Origin of the sequence: Caballeronia sp. LZ001 (assembly GCF_031450875.1) — a bacterium.
Classification (GTDB): Bacteria; Pseudomonadota; Gammaproteobacteria; order Burkholderiales; family Burkholderiaceae; genus Caballeronia.
Genome location: NZ_JARTVX010000004.1, coordinates 3,889,293 through 3,911,454 on the forward strand (window position 1 = coordinate 3,889,293; position 22,162 = coordinate 3,911,454).

General features: G+C 63.0%; 24 protein-coding genes, 1 tRNA gene and 1 riboswitch. Of the genes, 10 read left to right on the plus strand and 15 right to left on the minus strand.

The features are described from left to right. Position 1 precedes the first annotated feature (1 nt). Positions 2–3,451, plus strand: a complete 3,450-nt coding sequence (locus P9292_RS29185) for an AAA family ATPase (RefSeq protein WP_309962464.1) — start codon at positions 2–4, stop codon at positions 3,449–3,451. On the opposite strand, the gene P9292_RS29190 is transcribed toward P9292_RS29185, so the two are convergent. Continuing rightward, complete coding sequence (locus P9292_RS29190; RefSeq protein WP_244826198.1) at positions 3,448–4,521, minus strand: YafY family protein; 1,074 nt, start codon at positions 4,519–4,521, stop codon at positions 3,448–3,450. The two genes, P9292_RS29185 and P9292_RS29190, sit on opposite strands and share 4 nt — an antisense overlap. A 164-nt stretch (positions 4,522–4,685) precedes the next feature. Here P9292_RS29190 and P9292_RS29195 point away from each other — a divergent pair, with 164 nt between their 5' ends. Next, complete coding sequence (locus P9292_RS29195) at positions 4,686–5,279, plus strand: hypothetical protein (protein WP_250509467.1); 594 nt, start codon at positions 4,686–4,688, stop codon at positions 5,277–5,279. Between the two features lie 71 nt (positions 5,280–5,350). Here the strand turns inward: P9292_RS29195 and P9292_RS29200 are convergent. From P9292_RS29200 to P9292_RS29240, 9 genes are all read right to left on the minus strand, one after another. Continuing rightward, positions 5,351–5,426, minus strand: a tRNA-Lys gene (locus P9292_RS29200). A 165-nt stretch (positions 5,427–5,591) separates the two neighbouring features. Continuing rightward, positions 5,592–6,341, minus strand: coding sequence for a tol-pal system protein YbgF (ybgF, locus tag P9292_RS29205; RefSeq protein ID WP_244826196.1), 750 nt, complete (start codon positions 6,339–6,341; stop codon positions 5,592–5,594). 55 nt (positions 6,342–6,396) lie between these two features. Next, on the minus strand, positions 6,397–6,903 hold the full coding sequence (gene pal / locus P9292_RS29210) for a peptidoglycan-associated lipoprotein Pal (RefSeq protein WP_244826195.1): 507 nt from the start codon (positions 6,901–6,903) through the stop codon (positions 6,397–6,399). Positions 6,904–6,957: 54 nt separating this feature from the next. Beyond that, the gene (gene tolB / locus P9292_RS29215; protein WP_244826194.1) at positions 6,958–8,250 is read right to left on the minus strand and encodes a Tol-Pal system beta propeller repeat protein TolB; all 1,293 of its coding nucleotides are present in this window, start codon (positions 8,248–8,250) and stop codon (positions 6,958–6,960) included. A 120-nt stretch (positions 8,251–8,370) separates the two neighbouring features. Then, positions 8,371–9,468: a cell envelope integrity protein TolA gene (gene tolA, locus P9292_RS29220; RefSeq protein ID WP_309962469.1), complete on the minus strand. Its 1,098-nt coding sequence runs from the start codon at positions 9,466–9,468 to the stop codon at positions 8,371–8,373. Continuing rightward, positions 9,465–9,908: a protein TolR gene (tolR, locus tag P9292_RS29225; protein ID WP_244826192.1), complete on the minus strand. Its 444-nt coding sequence runs from the start codon at positions 9,906–9,908 to the stop codon at positions 9,465–9,467. The genes tolA and tolR overlap by 4 nt, the downstream gene beginning before the upstream one ends. 9 nt (positions 9,909–9,917) lie before the next feature. Continuing rightward, complete coding sequence (tolQ, locus tag P9292_RS29230; RefSeq protein WP_016346195.1) at positions 9,918–10,595, minus strand: protein TolQ; 678 nt, start codon at positions 10,593–10,595, stop codon at positions 9,918–9,920. Positions 10,596–10,737: 142 nt separating this feature from the next. After that, entirely contained in the window at positions 10,738–11,202 is a 465-nt protein-coding gene (ybgC, locus tag P9292_RS29235; RefSeq protein ID WP_250526217.1) for a tol-pal system-associated acyl-CoA thioesterase, read from the minus strand. A 122-nt stretch (positions 11,203–11,324) separates the two neighbouring features. Further along, positions 11,325–12,074 carry an SDR family NAD(P)-dependent oxidoreductase gene (locus P9292_RS29240; protein ID WP_250465598.1) on the minus strand — a complete coding sequence of 250 codons (750 nt, stop codon included), beginning with the start codon at positions 12,072–12,074 and terminating at the stop codon, positions 11,325–11,327. 193 nt (positions 12,075–12,267) lie between these two features. After that, positions 12,268–12,365, plus strand: a riboswitch (ZMP/ZTP riboswitch). A gap of 178 nt (positions 12,366–12,543) precedes the next feature. On the opposite strand from P9292_RS29240, the gene glyA reads away from it, so the two are divergent. The 7 genes from glyA to P9292_RS29275 all read left to right on the plus strand — a co-directional run bounded on the left by glyA (position 12,544) and on the right by P9292_RS29275 (position 17,147). Continuing rightward, entirely contained in the window at positions 12,544–13,791 is a 1,248-nt protein-coding gene (gene glyA, locus P9292_RS29245) for a serine hydroxymethyltransferase (RefSeq protein ID WP_309962474.1), read from the plus strand. A 30-nt stretch (positions 13,792–13,821) separates the two neighbouring features. Further along, the gene (gene nrdR / locus P9292_RS29250; protein WP_250465595.1) at positions 13,822–14,304 is read left to right on the plus strand and encodes a transcriptional regulator NrdR; all 483 of its coding nucleotides are present in this window, start codon (positions 13,822–13,824) and stop codon (positions 14,302–14,304) included. Positions 14,305–14,459: 155 nt separating this feature from the next. Beyond that, the gene (locus tag P9292_RS29255) at positions 14,460–15,008 is read left to right on the plus strand and encodes a GspH/FimT family pseudopilin (protein ID WP_244826187.1); all 549 of its coding nucleotides are present in this window, start codon (positions 14,460–14,462) and stop codon (positions 15,006–15,008) included. Continuing rightward, entirely contained in the window at positions 15,005–15,436 is a 432-nt protein-coding gene (locus P9292_RS29260; RefSeq protein WP_309844271.1) for a prepilin-type cleavage/methylation domain-containing protein, read from the plus strand. Before P9292_RS29255 ends, P9292_RS29260 begins: the two co-directional genes overlap by 4 nt. Next, positions 15,433–16,200: a PilW family protein gene (locus tag P9292_RS29265; RefSeq protein ID WP_309845295.1), complete on the plus strand. Its 768-nt coding sequence runs from the start codon at positions 15,433–15,435 to the stop codon at positions 16,198–16,200. Before P9292_RS29260 ends, P9292_RS29265 begins: the two co-directional genes overlap by 4 nt. After that, a complete protein-coding gene (locus P9292_RS29270; RefSeq protein WP_309962477.1) occupies positions 16,197–16,688 on the plus strand; it encodes a hypothetical protein in 492 nt (163 codons plus the stop codon). Before P9292_RS29265 ends, P9292_RS29270 begins: the two co-directional genes overlap by 4 nt. Positions 16,689–16,697: 9 nt before the next feature. Then, complete coding sequence (locus tag P9292_RS29275) at positions 16,698–17,147, plus strand: type IV pilin protein (protein WP_309962480.1); 450 nt, start codon at positions 16,698–16,700, stop codon at positions 17,145–17,147. Positions 17,148–17,151: 4 nt separating this feature from the next. Here P9292_RS29275 and P9292_RS29280 read toward each other — a convergent pair whose 3' ends face one another. From P9292_RS29280 to P9292_RS29295, 4 genes are all read right to left on the minus strand, one after another. Next, positions 17,152–17,664 (minus strand): DUF3318 domain-containing protein, encoded by a 513-nt coding sequence (locus P9292_RS29280; protein ID WP_250492696.1) that lies wholly within the window; start codon positions 17,662–17,664, stop codon positions 17,152–17,154. A gap of 21 nt (positions 17,665–17,685) precedes the next feature. Beyond that, positions 17,686–18,066, minus strand: a complete 381-nt coding sequence (locus P9292_RS29285) for a phage holin family protein (protein WP_244826182.1) — start codon at positions 18,064–18,066, stop codon at positions 17,686–17,688. Between the two features lie 197 nt (positions 18,067–18,263). Further along, complete coding sequence (locus P9292_RS29290; RefSeq protein WP_244826181.1) at positions 18,264–18,566, minus strand: YqjD family protein; 303 nt, start codon at positions 18,564–18,566, stop codon at positions 18,264–18,266. A gap of 250 nt (positions 18,567–18,816) precedes the next feature. After that, positions 18,817–20,007 carry an acyl-CoA dehydrogenase gene (locus tag P9292_RS29295; RefSeq protein ID WP_309962484.1) on the minus strand — a complete coding sequence of 397 codons (1,191 nt, stop codon included), beginning with the start codon at positions 20,005–20,007 and terminating at the stop codon, positions 18,817–18,819. A 381-nt stretch (positions 20,008–20,388) separates the two neighbouring features. Between P9292_RS29295 and P9292_RS29300 the strand changes: the two genes are divergently transcribed. Further along, on the plus strand, positions 20,389–21,141 hold the full coding sequence (locus P9292_RS29300) for an IclR family transcriptional regulator (RefSeq protein WP_309964226.1): 753 nt from the start codon (positions 20,389–20,391) through the stop codon (positions 21,139–21,141). A 124-nt stretch (positions 21,142–21,265) separates the two neighbouring features. Here the strand turns inward: P9292_RS29300 and kynA are convergent, their stop codons facing one another. Further along, positions 21,266–22,162: a tryptophan 2,3-dioxygenase gene (gene kynA / locus P9292_RS29305; RefSeq protein WP_309962486.1), complete on the minus strand. Its 897-nt coding sequence runs from the start codon at positions 22,160–22,162 to the stop codon at positions 21,266–21,268.

Sequence of the window (22,162 nt, forward strand, 5' to 3'; positions counted from 1 at the left end):
CATGCGCATCGGCAAGCTAGAACTGATTCGCTTTGGCAAGTTCACGGATCGCGTCATCGAATTTCCGGCGGCGCCCCAGGATTTTCACTTCATCGTCGGACCGAACGAGGCGGGCAAGTCGACCATCAAGACGGCGATTGCCGAATTGCTGTTCGGCATTCCGCAGCGCTCGCCGCTCGCGTTCGTGCATCCGCAGAGCGATCTGCAACTCGGCGCAACGCTGCAACTGAACGACGAGACGCTCGCGTTTCATCGCACCAAGAGCCGCAAGGCGTCGCTTGCCAAACCCAATGGCGACGCGCTCGCCGCCGATGCGCTCGCGCCCTTCATCGGCACGGCGGACAAGAGCTTCTTCGAGCAGATGTACTGTCTCGGCCACGAAGGATTGATTGCGGGCGGACGAAGCATTCTCGATGCATCGAGCGATGTCGGGCAGGTGCTGTTTCAATCGGCTGCGGGCATTGCGAGTCTTGGCGCCGTGCGGCAACGCCTGGCCGAGGAAGCGGACGCGCTCTGGGCCAAGCGCAAGTCAGGCGACCGCGCGTATTACATCGGCCTCAAGCAATTCGAGGAAGCCACGAGCGAACTAAAGATGGCAAGCGTGCGCACGACGCAATGGCGCAAGACATATACGGCGGTCGACGAAGCCGAGGAGCGCGGCCGCGCGCTCGAAACGCGTCGCGCGGAACTCGAAGCGAAACGCGGCAAGCTGGAGCGGATTCGCCGCGTCGCCCCGTATTTGAACGTGTGGCGCGAGAAGGCGGCCGAGCTTGCGGAACTCGGCGAAGTCACCGAGCTTCCCGCCGACGCCGAAGCTGTCTTGCAAAGCGCGCTGACACGGCTTGCATCGGCGCAAACCGCGCACGAGCTGCACGCGAAGGCGACGGCGCAACGTCAGGCGGAGCTGAACGAAATCCGTATCGACCACGCGTTGCTCGCGCTGGAAACCCGGATACGCGCGCTCGACACCACGCGTCATCGGTGCGCGCATCACGCGACCGACATCGCGCGACTCGAACACGATGTCGCCGCGCGTCTGCGCCAAGTCGCGCAGGATTGCGCGGAACTCGGCTGGCCGCAAAACGAAGCGGGCGCGCGTCAGGCGCTGCCCGGACAGCTTGCGTTGCAGACGGTCACGAGCCTGATGCGCGAACGCGGCACGTTGGAGACGGCGGCGCGCAATGCGGCGCGCTCGGTCGATGAAACGCTCGCCCAGATCGGGACATTGAAGGCGCGACTTGGCGGCATCGCCGAGGGCGAGGTCTCGCAGGAGTTGCGTCGCGCGCTGCGGCAGGCGCAGAAGTATCGCGAAACGGGCGCGGCGCAAGACCGTCTCGGCGACGCGCGCCGCGAAGCCGCGCATGCGCTCGAAGCGGGCCTTGCATCGCTTGGCCAATGGTCGCGGCCAATTGCCGAACTGCAAGCGATGAACTTGCCGTCGATCGAGCGTATCGCCATCTTGCGCAACGAGCGGCAGGAGTTCGCGCTTCGGCTGACGCGCGCCGCCGATCGCATGAACGAAGCGCACGACGCGCTGCACGCCACGCAAGCCGAACTCGCCGATTTCACGCAGACGCATGATGTCGTCACGGGCGATCAGGTTCGCGGTGCTCGCAAGACGCGCGATACCGCGTGGCACGCGCTCAAGAGTGGCGCGACGCCGCTCGATTCGGGCGCGCCGCTTTTCGAGACGGCGATGCACACCGCCGATGACCTTGCGGACCGCAGACTCGATTCCATCGGACAAGCCACGCAGTTCAGCGCGTTGCAGCGGCGCGTGGCGGTCGATCAGGAAACGCTCGCACGAAGGCAACGCAGCGCGGACGAAGCCGCAAAAGCGCTCGCGGACGTCGATGCGGCGTGGCACGCGCTCGCATCACAAAGTCAGATCGCGGAGATGGCGCTCGACGACGTCCCTTCATGGCTCACGCGTCGCGAGCACGTAATCGAGGCGGCGCGCACGCTTGCCCGGCGCGCGGAAGAGTTCGAGCGCGAAAGCGCCGAAGCGGCCACGCGCCATGAAGACCTCGCGCGGCATTTGCCGTTGGCGGAAGCCACCGCCGACTTTGACGCGCTCTGCGACGCCGCCGAAGCGCATATCGGCGCCATCGACGAAGCGGTGATCGAGCGGCGTCATATCGTCGGGCAACTCGACGAAGCGCAAGCGGAACTGGTCACGCGGCAGAACACGGCCAAGGCCGCTGCGCTTGCCTTCGAGCGATGGCAAGCCGAATGGTCGCAAGCCGCGGCGAAAGCGGGCGTGGCGGCTGCGGTGGACTCGCAGGCGGCGGCCGAATTGGCCATTGGTATCGTCCACAAGATCGGCGAACAGCTCGTGCAGATCGACGCCATTCGCCACGGACAGATCGACGCCATGCGCGCGGCGCTCGCCTCGTTCGAGTCCGATGCAAGGCAGCTCGCGCTTGAACTCGATGGCACGAACCATGTGCGTGAGCCCGGCGCAATCGCGGCCGAACTCTCGGCGCGGCTCGATACCGCGTGCGCGGCGCGTGCCGATGCCGAGCGTCTGAAGAAGGAACTGGCATCGGCGAGCGAGCAGGTGAGCCGGGCCGAGGCGGGCGTCGAGGAAGCGAAGTCGGCGCTGCGTCCGCTTTACGAGCGGGCCCGCGTGGACAGCGCGGAGTTGCTCGCGCCGCTCATCGGCAAGTCGCAGAAGAAGCGCGCGTTGCTCGCCGCGATCGATGCCGCGCGCGATGCGCTGATCAAAGGTGGCGACGGCCTCGCGCTCGACGTTCTGATCGCGGAAGTGGAGGGCGCGGACCTGTCCGGTCTGCACGGCGAACTGTCGCTGATCGGCGCGGCGCTCGGCGATTCCGTGAAGGCATCGAGCGAACTGGCGACGGAGCTCGATGCCGCGCGCCGCGAACTCAACGCGATCTCGGGCGAAGGCAACGCCGCGCGCGCCGAAGCGAAGCGGCAGGAAGCGCTATCCGTCATGGCCGATGCCGCCGAGCGCTTCGTCAAGGTGGAGACGGCATCTACGCTCCTGAAGTGGGCGATCGACCGATACCGCGAACGCCGTCAAGGCCCGATGCTCACGCGCGCAAGCACGATTTTCTCGGAGCTCACGCTCGGCGCGTTCTCGCGGCTCGCCGTGGATTACGACCGCCAGCCGATGGCGCTCGCCGCCATTCGCGAGAGCGGCGAACACGTCGAGATCACCGGCATGAGCGAAGGCACGCGCGATCAGCTTTATCTCGCGCTGCGTCTGGCTGCGTTGGAGGAGCATGCCGAGAAGGCGTCGCCGCTACCGTTCGTGGCCGACGATCTCTTCATCAATTTCGACGACGGCCGCGCGCGCGCCGGCCTGCGCGTCTTGAGCGCAATCGCGATGCACACGCAGGTGATTTTTTTGAGCCATCACGATCATCTCGTGGACATGGTGCGCGAAGTGTTCGGACCGAAGGTCAACGTGCACTTCATGCGCTAGGCGGTTTCACTCGCACGTGCATACCGAGCCGCGAGCTTGCGGAAGTCGTCCGCGAATTCGTCGCGCAGCGTTTGCGGCGCGAGAATCTCGACGCCCGCGCCGAGCGCGCGCAGCCACCAGCGCAGCTTGAGGCTCGGCGTCACCGTGCCGGTCACCTTCATGCGGCCGTCGGGCAGCATGTCGATGTGCTGATCTTTCGACATCGGCGACTCGCGTAGCTGGTTGCCCGAACTGCCTTCGAACGCGAGTTCGAGGCGCACGGGGGGCTCGGGCAGAAAGTCGAAGACCTGCTGCGTCTCGATGTACTTGCGCAGCTTGAAGTCTTCGGGATACGTGAAGGACTCGCCCGACTCGGACACCGAACGAATGCGGTCCAGCCTGTACAGCGCGCGCACCCATTCCTTTTCGCCTTTTTCCGGGCGCGGCGCACGGCCCGGGTCCTGCGCGACCATGTACATCACGCCAGCGGATTCGACGAGCGCGAGCGGCCAGAGCGTCCTGGTTTTTGGCGCGTCGCCTTGCTCGCCTTTGTACGCGGCGCGGTACTGCACGAGCAGTTCGCGCTCGAAGAAAGTCGCTGTCGCCACGGCCTGAAAGATGTCCGGACGCAGCTTTGGACGAATCAGCGTGAAGGCGCCATCGACGGAATCGATCTTGTCCGCCCACGCGCGGTAGATGCGGCTGTCCGCCTTTTCCTGCGAGAGCCGCGCTTCGGCTGCCTTGAAGAGCGGGTCGATGTCGCGCGTGACCGCGTTCGGTAGCTTGTTGCCGGCAAAGCGCTGCAGGATGTGAAACGCCACCGCTTCCGATGCGCTCATCAAGCCGACGCCTTCCTGCAGACCATGCAGCCACGGTTTGCGTTGCCAGAGCAGTTCACGGCCGTTTTGCATCGACATGACGCGCGATTCGGCTTCGAGCGCGGTGAGATGCCGCTGCACTTTTTTCGTGTATCCAACGCGATGCCCGCGCTCTTCGAGACGACGGCGAATTTCGGGTGTGGAGAGCCACGCGAGCGCGTCGCGTTCGGTTGGCAGCACGCGGAGAATGGCTTCGTCGAGGCTCGAGGTCATGACGGTGCGTTGGGTTGGAAGCGGAGAGGTTTGATTATAGGCAGCATTGGGACAGAGGATGTCTCGAACGGTCGAGCGCTGTTTAGGATTGTTCTAGTGACGTTTCGCGCGGCGAGCGGAAAGAATGCCCACGGTTAAACGAGCGTCGAGGAGCATTCAGAAGCATGAGCAAACGAGAGCAAGCCAACGAGGAGCTTTTACAGAAGCTCAAGGGCCGGACAACACATGCCATCCAGCGGTATTTCTTCTCGCACGGCGTGTGCGTGAGCCGGTTGGACATTCATCGCGCGATGCGGCTGCCGGAACACGAACCGACTTTTCTCGCGCTGAGACCTTCGTTTGCGCAGGTCAACGAAGCGATCGGTTTGCTGGGCGATATCGGATCGTTGTCGCTTCCGTCGAAGGAAAAGTCGATGCGCGCGGTGTACGAGATCGAAGCGCGGTTGCAAGAGCGGCACGGCGCCGTCGACGGATTGGATGCGGCGCTCGCGCGACTCGATGTGGCCATGCGTTCGGTGCCAGCCCAGCCAAAGCTCTGGCCTCATGCGGCGTGGGGCCTGTTATTGCTGACGATGGCTTACATCGAGTGGCCATTCGCGCTCGCCGGACTGATCGTGTTCGGCGCCGGACTTGGCAAGCACTTGAAGTACAAGCGGCGCCGTGCAGACGCGGATCGCGCTGTGAGCGAGGCCAACGCGAACTTTGAATCGGTAGCGGCGCTTGAGTTGACGCCAAGGGTCGAATTGCTCGAACGATGAAGACTGGTGCTGGTGCGAAGCCAGCGAAGAAAAAGGAAAGGGCCGCGCTAAGCGCGGCCCTTCGATTTCTTTGGTAGGCCGTACGGGATTCGAACCTGTGACCAACGGATTAAAAGTCCGCTGCTCTACCAGCTGAGCTAACGACCCAAAGAGGCGAAATTATAATCGGCCGTTTCGGATTCTGTCAAGGCAGCGCGGGCTGCGCGCGCATCGACGAAACAAAGAAAAACGCCCGCGGCGCAACGGCCCGCGGGCATTCGTCTCGAGAGGCGCGAAACCCGAAAGCTTCGCTCGATGCTTCGATGCTTCTTGTCACTTCACCTGCGACATCTTGCTCTGCGCCGACTGTGCGACTTCAGTGCCGGAATACTGCGAGATGATCTGCTGCAGCGTCTGTTTAGCAGCCGCTTTCTGACCCTGTTCGATCTGGTTATTCGCGATTGCGAGCAACGCCTCAGGCGCTCGCGGATGCGTTGGGTACGTCTTCACCAGATTCTGCCAGACCGCAGTCGATCCCTTGTAGTCGCGCTGCGCATACAGCGCGTTGCCGAGCCAGTACTGCGCGGTCGGCTGATACGGGCTCTGCGGATACTTCGAGACGAATGCCTTGAACGAAGTCGCGGCATTCTTGTAGTCACCGTTGCGGAACTCGGTCGATGCCGCGTTGAACGCTTCCGTCTCGCCAGGTTGCACGGCGCCCGATACGCCGTCGATAGTCTGCTGCTGCGGCTCGAACTTCTTCAAGCGCGTATCGAGGTCGGCGTAATAGTCTTTCTGCTGCTTCTGCAGCGTGGCAACCTGATTGCCCAGATCCTCGTTCTGCCCTCGAAGCGTCGCGACCTGCTGATTAAGCTGATCGATACGATTCGACTGATCGAGGATCGTGCGCTGCGCGGCGGACAACTGGTTGCCCAGACTGTCCGTTTTCGTGCGCAGATCGAGTACGGCCTTGCGCGCTTCGTTGTCGTCGAAGACGCCAGCGTGCGCGGGCACGGCAAGCATCGTCGAACCTGCGACGCACGCGGCTGCGGCAAGGCGCAGCAAGGAAAAGCGATACAACATAGGGCAACTCACCCGTGACTAAGTTACGTTACGTGGACTACTGCTATTGCTGCTGTTATTGCTGGTAGGCGAGATCCGCACGGCGGTTCTGGGCGTACGACGAATCGTCGTGACCCGTCGCCATCGGCTTTTCCTTACCGAGGCTCACGGCTTCCATTTGCGAATCGGCAACGCCCATCAACGACATGGCGCGACGCACGGCTTCCGCACGCTTCTGACCAAGCGCCAGGTTGTACTCGCTCGTGCCGCGCTCGTCGGTGTTGCCTTGAATCAGGACGTGACGTTCCGGGTGGCTCTTCAGGTACGTCGAGTGTTGTTGCAGCAGCGGCTGATAGTCGTCCTTCACGGCGTAGCTGTCGAAGTCGAAGAAGATGCTGCGCTTGGCGAGCGGGCTGTTCGGGTCGTTCAGCGGGTCGATGTTGACCTGCTTGACGTCCGTCGGGTTCGGCTGCGTGCCGACCGAGCCCTTGTTCGCGCCTTCATCGAGCTTCACGCCCGAGTGACAAGCTGCCAATGCGCCGACCATCGCAACTGCCAGGCCGATACGAAGTTTCGACATCATGGTACCTCTCCTTGTGTTGTAGCTGAACGTTGTATTTGAACGTGTTTGCTGAACTTACTGCATGAACGGACCCCAGGACGGCTCGCGCACCACACCGCCCTGTACGGACAAGACTTGCCGCGTACGACCATCGGTCGATACGGCTGCCAACACGCCACGTCCGTTCACTTGGGTGGCGTAGAGGATGTACTGACCATTCGCCGCGAAGCTCGGCGATTCGTCATGCGTCGTGTCGGTCAGCCCCGTCGCCGTGCCGGACCCGAGGTCCTGCAAATACAGCTTGAAGCCGCCACCGGTGCGCGAAATGTACGCGAGTTGCTTGCCGTCCGGACTCACGCGCGGGCTTGTGTTGTAGCTGCCCGTAAACGTGACCCGCTGGGCCGCGCCGGCGTTTTCACCCGCCGCCGGCATCTTGTAGATCTGCGGTTGGCCACCGCGATCGCTCGTAAAGTAAATGGAGTTGCCATCGGGCGAGAAGGCCGGCTCGGTATCGATGGAACTGCCTTGTGTCAGACGACGCAGGCCAGAGCCGTCCGCGTTGACTTCGAAAACCTGCGTATTGCCGGTGCGCGACAAAGCCACGGCCAGCTTGCTGCCGTCAGGCGACCACGCCGGCGCACTGTTGTTGCCCTTCTGATTCGATACGACCACGCGCCGCCCGGTCGGCAGATCGTGGATGTAGACCACCGGCTTCTTCTTTTCGAACGACACGTAGGCGACCTTCGTGCCGTCCGGCGACCATGCCGGCGAAATGATTGGCTCCGGGCTGGAAAGGGCGATCTTCGCGTCCTGACCGTCCGAGTCCGAAATCTGCAATTGGTAGCGTCCGCCCGTCTGAATGACGTACGACAGACGGGTTGCGAACACGCCGCGGCCACCGAGCAACTTGGCGTAGATGTAGTCCGCGATCTTGTGTGCGCTCATGCGCAGGCCGCTTTCGGCGGAAACGAGCGACAAACCGCCGAGATTCTGCTGCTTGACCGTGTCGTAGAGACGGAAGCGCACTTCGTACTGGCCGTTCGGCAGCTTGTTCACGCTACCCGATACGAACGCGTCCGCGCCCTTGGCTTTCCATGCGCCGAGATCGACGGAATCAGTCTCGGAAACCGGCGTGCCGCCCGCGTCGATGTTCGTGAATTTGCCGCTTCTCTGCAGGTCCTGACGAATGATCGCGCTGACCTGTTGCGGTGAGCTGCCCTCATTGGCGAAGTTGGCCGTGGCGATCGGAAACTGGGTAGAACCGACGCCAGTCACGAGCACGTTCAACTGGGCATGTGCGGCGGTACCGGCGGCGATCAGACAGGATGCGACCAGCGTTTTCAAGCCAAGCTTCTTCATCAAACTCATGCTGTATTCGTTCCAGAAAAATGCGTTTTCAAGTGACCCGAGACTGCACAAACAGACCCCCGATTGCACGATTCGTTCCCGTGCGGCAACGGTCTTGCGCTTTGCAGTGATCCCGCGCAATCAACTGCCAGCCGGGCGCAGCGTGATCGTAAATGACCCCGGCGCCTGGTCGTTAATGTCCTTCGGCATGGGATCGGAGCGCTGCACCGCGCGCAACGCGGCAGCGTCCCACTGCTCGTTGCCGCTCGACCGCGTAATGGTCGCCGAAAGCAGCGTGCCCGAAGGCGCGCAGCGCACCGACACGACCGTTTCCAGCCCGGACGTTTCGCCCGACCAGATGATATTCGGCCGCACGCGACGCTGCACCTTCTCGGCATAACCCGCCGACGCCGCGTTGCCGCCCGCGCCCTTGCCGGTGCCACCCTTGGCCAGCCCTTCGCCGCTCGAATTCGTGCCGCCGCCGAGCTGCCCTTGCAGCTGCGCGAGGCGCGACTTGCGTTCGGCATCGACCTTCGCCTTCGCTTCCGCATCCGCCTTGGCTTTTGCCTGCGCCGCGGCCTTGGCCTTGGCTTGCGCATCGGCTTTTGCCTTGGCTTCGGCATCGGTTTTCGCCTTGGCTTCCTTCTGTTCCTGAAGCTGCTCGGCCTTTTGCGCTTCGGCTTGTTGCTGCTGACGCGCCTTGTCCTGTTGCAGCTTCGCCTGCTGTTGCTTTTGCAGGTCGGCCTGACGTTGCTGTTCGATCTGCTTCTGCTTGTCCTGCATGGCCTTCTGCGCGGCGGCTGCCGCGGCGGCTTGAGCGGCGACTTGCTGCTGGCGCTTCGCTTCGGCTTCCTGCTGCGCCAATTCCTGCTGGCGGCGCTGCTCGGCCAATTGTGCATCGCGTGCGGCGGCTTCCTGCTTACGCTTCTTTTCCTGCAGCGCGATGTCCGCGTCCTCGTCCTTCGCGGGCGGCGGCGCAGGCTGCGGCTTCACGGCCACGGGCGGCGGGGGCGCGACGCGCGGCGCGGGAGCAGGCGTGTCGGGAATCTCGGTCCACAGTTCCGCCTCGGCTCCGGCGGGAGTGTTGTTCTGCCAGTTGATGCCGTGATACAGCAGCCAGCCAAGCAGCAAGTGCATGACGGCGGCGAGTGCGAAAGCGCGGCCCGTACCGCGTTCGCGCGGCGGGCGGATGGGTCGCGCTGATGAGCCGCGCGTCTGCCGGTTCTGCAAAAGGGTCATTGCGATTTGACGAGCAATCCGACGCGCTTCACGCCGCGCGCCTTCATATCGGACATCACGTTCATGACGACTTCATACTTCACGGTCTTGTCCGCCGCGATGACGACGGGTTGATCCGGATGCGACTCCTGACGATTGAGCACGAACGTGTTCAGGTCGTCCTTGGTCATTCTCTGCTCTTGCGTCGCGCCGCCTTCTTCCTTGTAGCGCACGTTCATGCTGCCGTCGGCTTTAATATTGATGACGAGCGGCGGCTGCTGTTCCTGCGGCTGCGCGTTGCCGACGGTCGGCAAGTTGATGATCGAAGGCGACACGAGCGGCGCCGTCACCATGAAGATGACGAGCAACACGAGCATCACGTCGATATACGGCACGACATTGATGTCGGCCATGGCGCGGCGCGAACTGCCGCGCATGCTGGAACGGGACGAGCCTGCCATCGTGACTCCTTAGTGCGCCTGACGCTGCAAGATGTTCGAGAACTCTTCGATGAAGGTCTCGAAGCGGATCGCCAGACGGTCGATATCGTGAGCGTAGCGGTTGTAAGCGACCACGGCGGGAATCGCGGCGAAGAGGCCGATCGCGGTCGCGACGAGCGCTTCGGCAATGCCGGGCGCCACGTTGGCGAGCGTTGCCTGCTGTACGTTTGCGAGGCCGCGGAACGAATTCATGATGCCCCAGACCGTGCCGAACAAACCGATATACGGACTGACCGAGCCGACCGATGCGAGAAACGCGAGATTCGCTTCGAGCACGTCCATTTCACGCTGAAAGGCAGCCCGCATGGCGCGGCGCGAACCGTCGAGAATCGCGCCCGGATCGGTGATGCGGCGCTCCTTGCCCTTCAAGAACTCGCGCATGCCCGATTCGAAGATACGCTCGAGCGCGCCGATGGTGTGACGGTTGTTCGCCGCGCTTTGATACAGCGCCTGCAGGTCGCCGCCGGACCAGAAATCGCGTTCGAAACGCTCGGTTTGCGCGCGCGCGCGCCGAATGGCGAACCACTTGCGGAAGATGAAAGTCCACGACAGCAGCGAGAGCAGAAGCAGCAGGGCCATGACGGCCTGCGCGAGCAGGCTCGCATGAATGACGAGAGATACGATCGACAAGTCTTGTGTGTTGTTCATAAAAGTCCGCTGCTTCCACCCGCTATTAGCTGCTATTTACGTCCGGAAAAGGGGCTTCCGGTCAAAGGCGCGTCAGGCTTTCGTGACCGCGACATTAATAAAACGAAAGCCGCCTCGTGGCCGGCTCTTGCTCGTGAAGCGTTCAAACCGGGTGCGCGCGATGCTCGTCCGCGGCAAGCACGACCTGCCCGGCATGAGGCCCGCGCCTCAATCCTTCGAGAACTCGTTCGGGAATACCGGCGGGGCGAATCGTTGCGCGATCCACCGAAGCGACGCGAATATCGCCGCTTGCAAGAAGAACCGCGTCACGCCACGCTTCCTGATGAAAATCCACCGATGCGCGCCCGAGCCGCGCGATACGGCTCACAATGCGAATGGAGTCGTCCAGGCGCGCGGGAGCCGAATAATCGACGGATGTTCTTCTCACGACGAACACGATGCCGGCCGATTCGGCCAGCCGCTGCTGGTCGATACCGCACGCGCGCAGCCATTCGGTGCGCGCACGCTCGAAGAACTTCAGGTAGTTCGCGTAGAAGACAATGCCGCCCGCGTCGGTGTCCTCGTAGTACACCCGAATCGGCCATTCGAAATTCAACGAATCACTCACCTTTGCGCCGCCCCGCTCGCGCGGAGGCTTTTGGACCCGCTCCGGCTCGCTTTTTGACAAATAAACATCCGCGGCATTTTACCGGAAGCGGAAGTTGGGCCACCAAATACAGTCGATTCCTCTTACGAGCCGCGGTGTATTTGCAACGGTCCGAAGGTTTGGGCCACGGGCATGAGTTCGATCGCGTTGATATTCACGTGCGCGGGGCGCGTCGCAATCCAGTAGATGGCGTCGGCGATATCCTCGGCGGTGAGCGGCTGCACGTCCTTGTAGACGGCGCTGGCCTTGTCGTCGTCGCCCTTGAAGCGCACGTTGGAGAACTCGGTGCCGCCGCACAGGCCCGGCTCGATATCCGTCACGCGCAACGCGGTTCCGGCGAGGTCGGCGCGCAGGTTCAGGCTGAACTGCCGCACGAACGCCTTGGTCGCGCCGTACACGTTGCCGCCCGGATACGGGTACGACGCCGCGACCGAACCCAGGTTGAACACGTGACCGCGATTGCGCGCAACCATGCCGGGGAGGACGGCATGCGTGACATCGACGAGTCCCATGCAGTTGGTGTCGATCATGTTCTTCCAGTCGTCGAGATTCGCGCGTTGTGCCGGTTCGAGACCGAGCGCGAGGCCCGCGTTATTGACCAGCACGTCGATCTGGGCGAACGATTCGGGCAGCGAGGCGATGGCGCTCTTGATGGCGTTGCTGTCGCGCACGTCGAGTTCGACTGGCAAGAGCGAGTCGCCGAGTTCCTTCGATAGCGCGGCGAGCCGGTCTTTACGGCGCGCGGCCGCGACGACGCGATGGCCGCCCTTGACGAAAGTGCGGGCAATGGCTGCGCCGAAGCCGGCAGAGGCGCCGGTGACGAATACGATCATGAGCGGGCTCCGGAAAGTGGGGGTTGGGCTATGCCGGAGCGCGCGCGGACACACGACCGGCAACGGCGCACAGAGTACTTCCAATGATGCGATGCGGCAAGCAACTGCAAACCAGAACGATCGTGCGTTTCAAGCGTTTCGCAGACGCTCGCCAAGTTGCCTAAACCCGGCCGCACCATTACACTACAACGCTCAAACCCCGCGTGACTGGCGATAGAATCTTCGGATTCAAGGTGGAACGACCACTAGGAAGCGCGGAGTGTCGTTTTGCCGTTCGCCTGGGCAGCTGAGATCCGCGCGCCGTCGCTGCGTTGCCGGTGGCTGTCCGTTCCGCGAACCCGGATTCTTCCCTCATCCGTCGCGTGTGGACCCGTCTGGCGTCCTGCGTCTTCCTTGCGTTTTGCGTTCGTGCTTCGAACGCATCGTCACGCGCGATCCGGTCAACCTGTTTTGATCTCACGGAAAACGTATGTTTGACAGAGCCGAAAGTACCCTCGCCAAGGTCGATCCCGAACTGCTCAAAGCGATCGAGCAGGAAAATCGCCGTCAGGAAGATCACATCGAGCTGATCGCCTCGGAAAACTACACGAGCCCGGCCGTCATGGCCGCGCAAGGCTCGCAACTCACCAACAAATACGCCGAAGGCTATCCCGGCAAGCGCTACTACGGCGGTTGCGAATACGTGGATATCGTCGAGCAACTCGCAATCGACCGCGTCAAGCAACTGTTCGGCGCCGAAGCCGCGAACGTGCAGCCGAACTCCGGTTCGCAGGCCAACCAGGGCGTGTTCTTCGCCGTGCTGAAGCCGGGCGACACGATCATGGGCATGAGCCTCGCCGAAGGCGGCCACCTGACGCACGGTTCGCCCGTCAACATGTCGGGCAAGTGGTTCAACGTCGTGAGCTACGGCCTGAACGAAGCCGAAGACATCGACTACGAAAAGACCGAAGCGCTCGCCAAGGAGCACAAGCCGAAGCTGATCGTCGCGGGCGCGTCGGCGTTCGCGCTGCGTATCGACTTCGAGCGCCTGTCGCAAATCGCCAAGAGTGTCGGCGCTTACTTCATGGTCGACACGGCGCATTACGCGGGTCTCGTCGCGGCAGGCGTCTATCCGAATCCCGTTCCGCACGCGGACTTCGTGACCACGACCACGCACAAGAGCCTGCGCGGCCCGCGCGGCGGCGTGATCCTCATGAAGGCCGAATTCGAGAAGCAGATCAACTCGGCCATTTTCCCGGGCATTCAGGGCGGTCCGCTCATGCACGTGATCGCGGCGAAGGCCGTCGCGTTCAAGGAAGCGCTGACGCCGGAGTTCAAGACGTACCAGCAGCAAGTGGTCGATAACGCGCGCGTGCTGGCCGAAACGCTCGTCAAGCGCGGTCTGCGTATCGTCTCGGGCCGCACGGAAAGCCACGTCATGCTGGTCGATCTGCGCGCGAAGAAGATCACCGGCAAGGCGGCCGAAGCCGCGCTCGGCGCCGCGCACATCACAGTCAACAAGAACGCCATTCCGAACGATCCGGAGAAGCCGTTCGTCACGAGCGGCGTGCGTCTCGGTTCGCCCGCCATGACCACGCGCGGTTTCGGCGTGAAGGAAGCGGAGCAGGTTGGCAATTTGATTGCGGACGTGCTCGACGCACCGGAAGACCAGGCGAACCTCGAGCGCGTGCGCGCTCAAGTGACCGAGCTGACCAAGCGTTTCCCGGTCTATCGCTGATATTCGAACCGAGCCAGGAACCAAGCCCCGATGCGCTGCCCCTTCTGCCGACACGAAGACACCCAGGTCGTGGATTCTCGCGTGTCGGAGGACGGCGCAGCCATCCGGCGGCGGCGACGCTGTCCATCCTGCGACAAGCGTTTCACCACGTATGAGCGCGTCGAACTGGCGCTGCCGTCGGTCGTGAAGAAAGACGGCAGCCGCACCGAGTTCGATCGCCGCAAGATCGTCGCGAGCATGAAGCTGGCGCTGCGCAAGCGGCCGGTTGCGGCGGACGCCATCGAGGCAGCCGTCGCGCGTATCGAATATCAATTGCTTGGCAGCGGCGAGCGCGAAGTGCAGAGCGAACGTCTCGGCGAACTCGTGATGAACGAGTTGCGGCAGCTCGACACCATCGCTTATGTACGGTTCGCGTCGGTCTACAAGCGTTTCGAAGACGTGTCCGAGTTCGAGGACGTGCTCGAGGAATTCCGCCGCGCCGCGCCCAAAAAGACCACTTCCCGCAAGCGCTGATCGCGCGTCTGTACCGAGCATCTTTCCCCCAGTCGATCTTTTGCCCTCGGGCAGTGTGCCCCGTGCGAACGCGCGTGAACACTCGTCCATTCGGCTAATGGCGGCGCGCGTTCCTTATCGCTAGATTGAGCATTCGTTCAACTCGTCAATAAGGCATGCAGATGAGCCGCTTCTCGAATTCCGGTTTCACACTCGTCGAACTTTGCGTGGTGCTTGCCGTGATGGCGATCCTCGCGACTTTCGCCACGCCTTCGTTTCTCTCCTGGCAGGCACGCGATCAGATCGATGCCCGCGCGCGCTCGCTTTTCTCGACGCTTTCGCTCGCGCGGGCCGAATCGCTCAAACGCGGCGCGCGCGTCACGCTATGCCGCGTCGATGCGAGCCGGCATTGCCTCGCGGCGGGCAAGGCTTGCGACGCGGGTATCGCGGACTGGTCGTGCGGCTGGGGTCTGTTCGTCGATAAAGACGGCGCGCTGACGCTCTTGCGCTTGCAGCCGGCGATGACATCGGTCGCCATTGCGGGCGCATCGACGGATCTTTCGTTCACGCCGCCGATGGGCCAAGTGATCGGCGGCTTCCGTAGCTTCGATTTCGGCCCGCGCAGCGCGGATGCCAACGCGAATGCGTCGTCGCGGCGCTGCATTCGATTGGCTGCGGGCGGGCGTGCGCGCATGACTCAAGGCGCTTGCGGAGCATCGGCATGAACGCGCGATCGGTCATGCCGAGCATCAGGCGCGGCGGGCGCACTCGTTCCGTTCGCCCGCGCGGCGATTCGCTGATCGAGGTGATGATCGCCCTGTCGATCGCGGCGGTCACGACGCTCGGACTCGTCGCCATGCAAAGCGCGCTGGCAAAAGCCGAACGAACGGCGCTGTTGAGCGAACGCGCGGCACTGATTGCCGACTCCATCGGCGAGGCAACGCGTGGCAGCGCGGATAGCTCGGCCATGTTGTCGAGGTGGCGGGCGAGGGCGGCTGCGTTGCTGCCCGATGGAGACATCGCCATCTCGGATCGCGGCAACGGCGTGCAGGTCGCAACCGTCAGTTGGCATGTCGCGGAAGGCGCGGAGCCTTGTCCCGAACCGCAGGCGCGACCGCACACGTCATGCATCGCGATGTCCTTTGCACGATGAACACGCGGCTCATTCATTCACGCGGCCACACGCTGCTCGAACTTTCGATTGCGCTTGCGCTCGGGCTGTTGATCCTGGCCGCGTCGCTGTCGGTTTATCGCGCTCAGCGTGCGGGCTTCGAACGTGCCGCCGATGCCGCGCACATTCACGATGCCGGCGTCGGCGCGCTCGATCTCGTCGCTCAACAAGTGCAGATGGCCGGATTTTCGGCCGCGGGCGCGACCGACGCGCCGCTCTTCGGCTGTTCGCAGGGGCGTGTGACTGGCGCGGAGACGTCGGCGTCGTGCGAGTCGCTCGCGAGTCACTCGGACGGTCTGCAGGTCCGCTACGCGGCCGACACGGTTTCGACGTGGCCATCGACGAGCGGCACGCCTACCGACTGCATCGGCCAGACGGTTTCGGATGCGTTCGTCTTCAACCGCTATTACGCAAAGCCCAGCACGTCGAGCGGCGAGCCGGAGCTTTATTGCGAGGGCGGGGGTCGTCAGGCGCAACCGCTGGTGGAGGGCGTCGAACGGATGCGCGTCGTCTACTGGATCGCGGGTGCGCCGGCCGCGATCGACGCGTCGGCCATCGCGCGCGAACGCTGGCCGGATGTCTACGCCGCCGAGGTTTGCGTGCTCGTGCGTGGCGCGGCGATTCAGGCGAAACGTCGGGCGAACTATGTCGATTGCGATGGCGCACCAGCCGTCAGCGATGACGGACGCACACGCATGGCCTTCTGGCGCACGGTTGGCATACGCAACGCGCGAGGCGCCTCGTGAGGCGGCGCGCGCGTTCGCGCGGCACGGTGCTGCCTATCGTCCTCTCGCTCGCCGCGATGATGCTCGTGACCGCCAGCGCCTGGCTGCAAGCCTCGCTCGTCGCGACGCGCACGGCCGTGTCGGCGCGCGAGCGGATGCAGGCGTTCCATGCGGCCGACAGCGCGTTGGTCCGCTGCGTTCGCATGATTGCCGATGCGCCCGTCGTGACGAGTTCGGGCGCGCAGGAGCCCGTGGGCTGGCGCAGCAAGGCGTCGTTCGAAGGAGCGTCGGCCGTCGCCATCGAGCCGTTTGGCGACTGGCCGTATGCGCGCCGCGCGCCGCAATGTCTGATCGAGGCTTGGTCGCATACCGACCAGGCGGTGGCGGTGACGTCGTATCTCGTGACGGCGCGTGGTTTCGGAGCATCGCCCGAGACAGAGGCGTGGCTGCAATCAAGAATCGATGGCGCGACCCGACATTGGCGGCGCGTCGTGGCGAAGCCGTTTTGAGGACGAACCATGAAGGACAAGGGCTTTACGCTGCTGGAATTGATCATCGCGCTCTGCATCGTGGCGATCATCGCGACGTTCGCGGTGCCTGCGTATCGGCAGCACGTGGCGAAGGCGCATCGGCTCGATGCGGCGGCGGCGTCGATGCGCGCCGTGCAATTCCTCGAAAGTACGCGGCTCGCGCAGGCGGCGACGGATGCAATGACGCTTTCCGCCGGCATGGATCAGGCGCCGTCGAGCGGTGCGCCGGTTTATCGGCTTGCGGTGCTGCCGGAATCGGCGACGAATGGCGGATACAGCATCGAGGCGACGCCAGTCGCAAATGGTCCGATGCAGGACGATTCTTGCGGCGTATTCATCGTCGACGCGACGGGCGTGCGGTCGAACCGCACGACGGGATCAGCGGCGACTGCACTGAATAACGCGCAGTCCACCGCTTGCTGGGGAGGGAAAAATTAAACGTTCAGAAGACCGTCGGATCGACGGCTTCGGTGGTGGCTTCGGCATGCGGGGCTTTCATCTGTTGCCAGATGCGCCAGCCTTCCCAGGCGACCAAACCAAGACCGCCCCACTTCAGCGCGGGCTTGGCACCACGCACCACGGCGGTCCGCACAGGCTTGGTCAGCACGAGCGACGCCACCGAGCCGATGATCGGATACTGCTTGAAGAGCAGGCCGAGATTGCTGCCCTTGCCGCCAAGCATCGAGCTGACCGATGCCAGAATGCCGCCGATGCCGCCACCCGATGCACCGCGCTTCGGCGTGCGCCGGGTGCCGCCGCCAGGCATCAGAAAACGCAGGAAACTGAAGTGCGTGATCGACGTGCGCAGATCGTGCGTGGCCTGTTGAAGCTCCATGCGTTCGACATCGGCGCGCGCAATCAGCAGTTCCTTGCGCAGCGCGCGCATGTGCGGCGTGCGCAGCGCCTTGGCGTTGTCACGCTTGGGCGGCTTGAAGGTATCGTCTTTTTTGCTCATGGTCGGACTGCCCGTGTGAGTTCAGTGGAACGTGTCGCGGTCCTTGCGGAATTCGGCGAGCGTGTCGTCAAACATGTTCGGCGCGTCGAGCAGCGTGCTGCGAGCACGCAGTCCGCAGGCGATTGCAATCAGCGCATAAACGAGCGTGATGCCGCCAAGCGCCTGCCAGCGATACGTGTCCCAGAAGAATATGGCGATGAGCACGGTGAGGGAGATCAGCGCCATCATTGCCAGCATCATGGCGGCGAGACCAAGAAACAGTACGCCGATAAGCCGCTCCTTCTCTTCCTGAAGCTCGATACCGATGAGTTCAAGGCGCGTCTCGAAGATGGCGAAGGCAGAACTGATGATTCGTCGCAACGGTCCGGGGGACGATTGCTGCGGTGGCCGTTCGGTCGTCATGGCTTGGGTGCGAGAAGCGCGTTGGGTGCCGCTTTGATATTGTCCCGGTCGCCGCACGAGGCGGCGTTCCGGCGCGAGAGTCGATCCGCGCGCCCCGAGCGGGCGTTGGCGGTTCGGTCCTTTCTTGATGATGGACCGTGACTGTTACGAACGTAGCAATCACCGGGCCATTGTCGAGGAGCGTGAGGAAGTGCTGCTTATTTGCGGTTGATGAGAAGCCCGATCACCGTGCCGAGGCCTGCCGCAATACCAATGGATGCCCACGGGTGTTCGTGGACGTAATCGTCCGTGGCGCGCGCGGCTTTTCTGCCTCGTTCGATCACGACGACTTGTGCATCGGCGGCTTTCTCCTTCGCTTGCTTCAGTCGAGCGAGCGCGCTCTCGCGCAGTTCGGAAGCGCGTTCGCCCGTGGCGCTGGCGGCTTGCTTGAGAAGATCTTCGGCGTCAGCGAGAACGGTTTTGATGTCCGACATGAATCGCTCCTTATTGATTTCTGACATTAAAGGCTCCAATCGGTGAGGCTACCTGATTCGCAGCCAGAGATGCGATTGCTGACGAGCAGGCTGGAACCTGCAACACAGACTCCTTGCAGGTTTCATTCCACTCGATGCTAATCAAAGGAAATCGCCGCAGCCTTGTCAAACTCTCGACATCACTGACGGTGGGAGCCGATCTGACCCGTAAAAGTTTCAGCAAACTGATCGAAAGTTACAAAGAGGATCGATCAGTTCGAGTCGCACCATACGCCTTTCAGAAAAAAGCCTGAATCCCGGTTTGCGCGCGTCCGAGAATAAGCGCGTGGATATCGTGGGTGCCTTCGTAGGTATTCACCACTTCGAGATTGACGAGGTGACGCGCCACGCCGAATTCGTCCGAAATGCCGTTGCCGCCCAGCATGTCGCGCGCGAGCCGGGCGATGTCGAGCGCCTTGCCGCACGAGTTGCGCTTCATGATCGAGGTGATCTCGACCGCTGCCGTGCCTTCGTCCTTCATGCGCCCGAGTCGCAGCACGCCTTGCAGACCTAGCGTGATTTCTGTCTGCATATCGGCAAGTTTCTTTTGGATCAACTGGTTTGCCGCAAGCGGACGACCGAACTGCTTGCGATCCAGCGCGTATTGCCGCGCCATATGCCAGCAGGCTTCGGCGGCGCCGAGCGCGCCCCACGAGATGCCGTAGCGCGCCGAGTTCAGACAGGTGAACGGCCCTTTGAGACCGCGAACTTCCGGAAACAGGTTTTCTTCCGGCACGAACACTTCGTCCATCACGATCTCGCCGGTGATCGACGCGCGCAATCCAACCTTGCCGTGAATGGCTGGCGCGGACAGTCCTTTCCAGCCCTTTTCGAGGACGAAGCCGCGAATCTCATCGCGTCCGTTTTCCTCCAGCTTCGCCCAGACGACGAACACATCCGCGATAGGCGAGTTCGAGATCCACATCTTCGAGCCCGAAAGCGAGTAGCCGTTCTGCACTTTCTTCGCACGCGTCGTCATGCTGGCAGGATCGGAACCGGCGTTCGGCTCGGTGAGCCCGAAGCAGCCGATCCACTCGCCGCGCGCGAGCTTCGGCAGATACTTTTCCTTTTGCGCGTCGCTGCCGAAAGCGTGAATCGGCACCATTACGAGCGACGATTGCACCGACATCATCGAGCGATAGCCGGAATCCACGCGTTCCACTTCGCGCGCGATCAGGCCGTAGCTCACGTAATTGAGGCCCGGTCCGCCGTATTGTTCGGGGATGGTCGGGCCGAGCAGACCGAGCTCGCCCATTTCGCAAAAGATCGACGGATCGGTCGTTTCCTCGCGAAACGCCTGCGTCACGCGCGGCAGCAGCTTGTCCTGCGCGTAGGCGCGCGCGGCGTCGCGGACCATGCGTTCTTCTTCGTTGAGTTGCTGATCCAGCAAGAGCGGGTCTTCCCAGTTGAAGCGAGCGGCGTCGGCCATATGCGTCTCCTCCCATGCAGTGTCGATTGAAAAGCGCCTCGCTCCGGCGCTTGACTTACGTTCCGCTTAGCGGAACAATGTTTTGCAAATTACCTTCGAGTTTAGCACCCGATGTCTGCTGCTTTCAAACGTGGTTCTGGGCGTGAAACCGACGGCGGATCTCGCCGGAAAGCCGAACGTGCACCTTATGGCAGAACCGAAGACGCATTAGCCGGCGACTCCAAAGGCGCTTCTAGCCGCGAATCTGTCCGCGCTTCAGGCCGTGAATCGAGCCGCGAGTCCGGCCGTGAATCCATCCACGAATTCGGGCGTGTGCATGAGCGTAATCCCGGACACGCGTCCGACCGCGCTTCAGATCACGAGTCCGGCCGCCACTCTCATCTGTCGCCCAACGCATCCGACGATCGCAAGTTCGTCGTCGCCCTCGCACGCGGTCTCGATATGTTGCGCGCATTTCGCCCTGGCGAGACGCTTCTCGGCAATCGCGATTTCGTCGTGCGCACGGGATTGCCCAAGGCGACGGTCAATCGTCTGGCCTATACGCTGACCACGCTCGGTTACCTGCGTTTCGACGATGCCGCCAGCAAGTACGCGCTCGACACGGGCGTGCTCTCGCTCGGCTTCTCGCTATTGGCGGGCGCGGACACACTGGAACTCGCCCGGCCACATATGCGCGCGCTGGCGCGTGAGATCGGCGCGGCGGTATCGCTCGGCTGTCGCGATGGCCTCGACATGATCTATCTGGAAACCATTCGTAGCGAAACCGCGCTCACGCTCGGCCTCGCGCCCGGATCGCGTCTGTCGATGCTCACGAGTTCCATGGGACGCGCCTATCTCGCCGTGCTCGACGCCGATGAGCGCGCGGCCTTGCTAGAAGAATTGCGGGAACGGGAAGGCGCCGAACGAGTGGCTTCGGCGCAGCGCGCGATCGAAGATTTCGCGCGCGACGGCTGCTGCTATTCATTCCGTGAATGGCACGACGACGTCAACGCGATTGCCGCGCCGTTTCGCGACGTGCGCAATGGGCGCTGGCTGGTGTTGAGCAGCAGCGGGCCGGCGTCGTCGATGGATGAGGGTTATTTCCGCGAGTCGATTGCGCCGAAATTAAGGACGTTGGCGGGACGGCTCGCCTGAAGGACCGCTCGATTGGGCTGCTCGCGGCATCGTGAAGCAGCCGTGCTCGAAGCGTCGCCGGGCGGCGAGCGTCGCGCGCGATTGCGCAGTCGCCGCAGCTTGAGTTCATCGACCGCACGCAACCTCAGAGCATCGTGCGCACATGCCAAAGCTCCGGAAACAGCACCACATCCAGCATCTTGCGCAGATACGAAGCGCCCGCCGTGCCGCCCGTTCCCTGCTTGAAGCCGATGATGCGCTCCACCGTCGTCACATGCCGGAAGCGCCATTGCCGGAAGGCGTCTTCCAGATCGACGAGTTCCTCCGCCATCTCATAGAGCTCCCAGTAGCGTGACGGATCGCGATACACCGCGAGCCACGCCGCTTCGACCGACGCGTCGTGCGTCGTGGGCTGGGTCCAGTCGCGCTGCAGTCTTTCGGGCGCGATCTGGAAGCCACGTCGCGCGAGCAGTCGGATCACTTCGTCGTAGAACGAAGGCGTTTCGAGCGTCTGTCGCACCTGCGCGAGAATCTCCGGCCGATGCGCATGCGGCTTCAGCATCTGCTCATTCTTGTTGCCGAGCATGAACTCGATCTGCCGATACTGATGCGACTGAAACCCGGATGACGCACCGAGATACGGCCGCATCGCGGTGTATTCGGAAGGCGTCATGGTCGCGAGGACGTTCCACGCCTGCACCAGTTGCTCGAAGATGCGCGACACGCGCGCGAGCATCTTGAAGGCGGATGGCAGGGCGTCGGTATGAACCGCTTCGAGGGCAGCATGCAGTTCGTAGAGCGCGAGCTTCATCCAGAGTTCGCTCGTCTGGTGCTGCACGATGAACAGCATCTCGTTGTGGTCCGGCGAGCGCGGATGCTGCGCGGTCAGAATCGAATCGAGGCCGAGATAGTCGCCGTAGCTCATCGAATCGGAGAAATCGAGCTTGGCTTCGTGCCAGCCTGATTCTGCCGGATGCACCGCCCGTGCGGCATCGGCGGCGCCGTGGCCGAACGGACATCCGCCGCCTTTAACCTCATTCAT

Coding starts and splice junctions, on each gene's coding strand:
- P9292_RS29185 (WP_309962464.1), top strand. CDS start 2: ATGCGCATCGGCAAGCTAGAACTGATTCGCTTTGGCAAGTTCACGGAT.
- P9292_RS29190 (WP_244826198.1), bottom strand. CDS start 4,521: ATGACCTCGAGCCTCGACGAAGCCATTCTCCGCGTGCTGCCAACCGAA.
- P9292_RS29195 (WP_250509467.1), top strand. CDS start 4,686: ATGAGCAAACGAGAGCAAGCCAACGAGGAGCTTTTACAGAAGCTCAAG.
- ybgF (WP_244826196.1), bottom strand. CDS start 6,341: ATGTTGTATCGCTTTTCCTTGCTGCGCCTTGCCGCAGCCGCGTGCGTC.
- pal (WP_244826195.1), bottom strand. CDS start 6,903: ATGATGTCGAAACTTCGTATCGGCCTGGCAGTTGCGATGGTCGGCGCA.
- tolB (WP_244826194.1), bottom strand. CDS start 8,250: ATGAGTTTGATGAAGAAGCTTGGCTTGAAAACGCTGGTCGCATCCTGT.
- tolA (WP_309962469.1), bottom strand. CDS start 9,468: ATGACCCTTTTGCAGAACCGGCAGACGCGCGGCTCATCAGCGCGACCC.
- tolR (WP_244826192.1), bottom strand. CDS start 9,908: ATGGCAGGCTCGTCCCGTTCCAGCATGCGCGGCAGTTCGCGCCGCGCC.
- tolQ (WP_016346195.1), bottom strand. CDS start 10,595: ATGAACAACACACAAGACTTGTCGATCGTATCTCTCGTCATTCATGCG.
- P9292_RS29240 (WP_250465598.1), bottom strand. CDS start 12,074: ATGATCGTATTCGTCACCGGCGCCTCTGCCGGCTTCGGCGCAGCCATT.
- glyA (WP_309962474.1), top strand. CDS start 12,544: ATGTTTGACAGAGCCGAAAGTACCCTCGCCAAGGTCGATCCCGAACTG.
- nrdR (WP_250465595.1), top strand. CDS start 13,822: ATGCGCTGCCCCTTCTGCCGACACGAAGACACCCAGGTCGTGGATTCT.
- P9292_RS29255 (WP_244826187.1), top strand. CDS start 14,460: ATGCAGATGAGCCGCTTCTCGAATTCCGGTTTCACACTCGTCGAACTT.
- P9292_RS29260 (WP_309844271.1), top strand. CDS start 15,005: ATGAACGCGCGATCGGTCATGCCGAGCATCAGGCGCGGCGGGCGCACT.
- P9292_RS29265 (WP_309845295.1), top strand. CDS start 15,433: ATGAACACGCGGCTCATTCATTCACGCGGCCACACGCTGCTCGAACTT.
- P9292_RS29275 (WP_309962480.1), top strand. CDS start 16,698: ATGAAGGACAAGGGCTTTACGCTGCTGGAATTGATCATCGCGCTCTGC.
- P9292_RS29280 (WP_250492696.1), bottom strand. CDS start 17,664: ATGAGCAAAAAAGACGATACCTTCAAGCCGCCCAAGCGTGACAACGCC.
- P9292_RS29285 (WP_244826182.1), bottom strand. CDS start 18,066: ATGACGACCGAACGGCCACCGCAGCAATCGTCCCCCGGACCGTTGCGA.
- P9292_RS29290 (WP_244826181.1), bottom strand. CDS start 18,566: ATGTCAGAAATCAATAAGGAGCGATTCATGTCGGACATCAAAACCGTT.
- P9292_RS29295 (WP_309962484.1), bottom strand. CDS start 20,007: ATGGCCGACGCCGCTCGCTTCAACTGGGAAGACCCGCTCTTGCTGGAT.
- kynA (WP_309962486.1), bottom strand. CDS start 22,162: ATGAATGAGGTTAAAGGCGGCGGATGTCCGTTCGGCCACGGCGCCGCC.